Source organism: Burkholderia sp. HMSC10F09, assembly GCF_001806955.1.
GTDB lineage: Bacteria > Pseudomonadota > Gammaproteobacteria > Burkholderiales > Burkholderiaceae > Burkholderia > Burkholderia multivorans.
This window is the reverse complement of the sequence record NZ_KV786944.1, coordinates 3,359-5,879: the sequence shown is the minus strand read 5'-3', so window position 1 is coordinate 5,879 and position 2,521 is coordinate 3,359. Positions and strand designations below refer to the sequence as shown.

Below are 2,521 nucleotides of genomic sequence, written 5' to 3'. Positions count from 1 at the left end.
CCGGCCGACGCCGTTCGCGCGCGCATCGAGCCAGCCGCCCCAGCGCGTCCACGGCAGCCGCGCAAGCGCCGCGTCGATGCGCCGCATCAGCGCGCGCGCGGCGACGTAGACAGGCACCACGTACGTGTCGAACCACGCCAGCGGATCGCGCGCCGGGCGCTCGGCATCGGCGGCACGCGGCGCGCGCACGCAGGCACGCCACAGCCATTCGCGCGGACTGAGCGGCTGCAGCACGCCCCACTCGCGCGCGAGCCGCAGGAACACGGCGCGCACGCCGCGGCGCACGACGTCCGGGCGGCCGGGCGGCGGCGCATGGAAGAACAGCCGCACGAGCCAGTCGAGCAGCGTGCGCTGCGCGGGCAGCCCGAGCCCGCGTGCGATCCACGCCGTCGTGCCGCGGCGCGCGGCGCGCAATCGTGCGACCAGGGCCGCCTTCATCGCGACGCTCCCGCCCGGCCAGCGACGGCCGCCGTCAGCCACGCGTCGACCCAGTTCGCGACGCCGTGCAGGTCGTGCGACGCCTGCGAATACGGCGCGTCGTCGAAGATCCAGCTGCCGCGCGCGAACGCTTCGGGCACCGCGGCGTCCGCATGGATGCGCTGTTCGAGCAGCGCGGTCGGGCCCGCCACGGCGCGCAGCATCGCGAGCGCGTCGCGCTGCATGTCGCGTGCGGGGTTCAGGCGGTTCACGACGATCTGCCACGCGCGGCCGCCCGCGCGCAGCCCGTCGAGCCGTGCGGCGAGCGTCGCGCACGCGGCGGGCTCCGGCGGCACGACGACGAGCGTCAGGTCCGCACAGCGCAGCGCCTGCTCGGCCTGCTGCGACGGCTGGCGCGCGGTGTCGATCAGCACGACGCCGTCGGCCGGCAGCGCGATCTCGTCGAGTGCGCGTGCAAGCCAGGCGCGATCGGCCGCGAGCCGCGCGTCGCAGGCGGCGGCGCCCGCCGCGTCGACCGGCCCGTACGGCACGAACAGCACGCCGTCCACATTGCGCCAGGTGTGCGCATGCCAGGGCTCGGCGCCGCCGAGCAGGCTTTGGGCGAGGCCCGCATCGGCGAGCGTGTCGAGGCCGAGCAGCGCGCCCATCAGGTTCTGCGGATCGAACTCGACCGCGACGACGGGCCGCCCGCGACGCGCGAGCAGCACCGCGAGCGCGGCCGCGAGCGTGGTGCGGCCGGCGCCGCCTGCCGTCGACGTGATGGCGATCGTCTTCATCGCGTGCCCTCGTCGGCGCGCGCCGCTTCGGGCAGCAGCCGCCCGCGCAGCGCGACCGGTACCAGCGTGCACGGCACCGCATCGCGCCGACCGAGCCCGCGCGGTGCCTGAAAGCCGCGGCCGACGCCCAGATGCTGCGCGACGATCCAGACGGGCACCGCGATCGCGATGCCGACGAGAAATCCGATCACGAGTTCGGCGATCATGCGCCCTCCGGCTTGCGCAGCGGCATCGCGCTGCGCGTGGCGCCGCGCGCATGCACGGCGGAAAATGCGGAATGTGCGGTGTCGGCGGCGACGGTCTGCGCGGCGGCCGCATCGGCGGACGAGGCGGGCGGCATCGTGCGGGCGGGCGATGCGTCGTCGTGCCGCGCGCCGGCCGCCTCGACTGCGGCGCCGGCATCGTCCGCATCGTCTGCAGCGACGGCATCGATCGCGCGGGCCGCCTCGCCTCCACCGTTCGGCTCCGGCGACGCGAACAGGTCGCTGTAGTCGGCCACCGGCGCGCGCCGCTGCTCGGCCTTCAGCGCATGCAGTTCGGTCGCGATGCTGCCTTGCCCGAGACAGAGGACGCGGTCGGACAGCGTATCGACCGGCACGTCGAAGATGCGCGCGAGCGCGTCGTCGGCATCGGTCGGTTCGCACGCGAACAGAAACACGTACAGGTGCGCGGCGTCCGCCGTCACGACGTCGCCGGTGCGGCGCGGCCGGCAATGCCGCAGCGCGTCGACGTGCGACACCGCGGGCAGCAGCGTCAGCTTCGCGAGCGTATGCGGCAGCGCGAGCACCGCGCCGCGCTCGAGCACCGCGGCAATCCGCGCGCAGAACGTGCCGACCGGCAGATAGCCGAGCACCGGCTCGCCGAGCGCGGCCGCAAGCGCCGCACGATAATCGGCCGGCACCGGACGCGCGAACAGTTGCCCGCGCAGCGCGTGCACGGCGGCCTGCACGCGCGAGAGCGGCACGTCGCGGCCGACCACGCGGTTGGCCCCGACGCTCAGCACGAGCGTTTCGAACTGCTGACGCAGCACCTCGCCGCGCTCGACGACCGCGATCTTCAGCGCGCCGCCGCTGCGTCGGCGCAGCGCATGTACCTGTGCGCACAGCGACTCGAGCTGCGCGTTGGTGCGAAACGCGAGCACGGCCGTCGCGGCCTGCGCCTGCGCGCACGCGGCGACGACGGCCGCGTTGTCGTCGACGATCTCCCAGCCGGCCGGCACGTGCGCGACGCCGTCGATCACCGCGCGGCTGACGACGACGCGATCCTCGTCGATCGCGAGCCGCGTGCGGCGCGCCGGTTCGGCCGCG

Annotated in this window: 3 protein-coding genes and 1 pseudogene; all 4 read right to left on the bottom strand. The window is 75.4% G+C overall.

What is annotated here, in order from left to right; translation table 11 throughout:
* Positions 1-438: pseudogene (locus tag HMPREF3115_RS28305) on the bottom strand (UDP-forming cellulose synthase catalytic subunit); the annotation flags it as partial.
* Positions 435-1,214 (bottom strand): cellulose biosynthesis protein BcsQ, encoded by a 780-nt coding sequence (gene bcsQ / locus HMPREF3115_RS28300; protein ID WP_070557050.1) that lies wholly within the window; start codon positions 1,212-1,214, stop codon positions 435-437. The gene bcsQ and the pseudogene HMPREF3115_RS28305, both read right to left, overlap by 4 nt.
* Positions 1,211-1,420, bottom strand: coding sequence for a hypothetical protein (locus HMPREF3115_RS28295; RefSeq protein WP_006402171.1), 210 nt, complete (start codon positions 1,418-1,420; stop codon positions 1,211-1,213). Before HMPREF3115_RS28295 ends, bcsQ begins: the two co-directional genes overlap by 4 nt.
* Positions 1,417-2,521: cellulose biosynthesis protein BcsE (gene bcsE / locus HMPREF3115_RS32990; protein WP_256276469.1), on the bottom strand; the 1,105-nt coding region annotated here is incomplete at its 5' end. The genes HMPREF3115_RS28295 and bcsE, both read right to left, overlap by 4 nt.

Coding starts and splice junctions, on each gene's coding strand:
- bcsQ (WP_070557050.1), bottom strand. CDS start 1,214: ATGAAGACGATCGCCATCACGTCGACGGCAGGCGGCGCCGGCCGCACC.
- HMPREF3115_RS28295 (WP_006402171.1), bottom strand. CDS start 1,420: ATGATCGCCGAACTCGTGATCGGATTTCTCGTCGGCATCGCGATCGCG.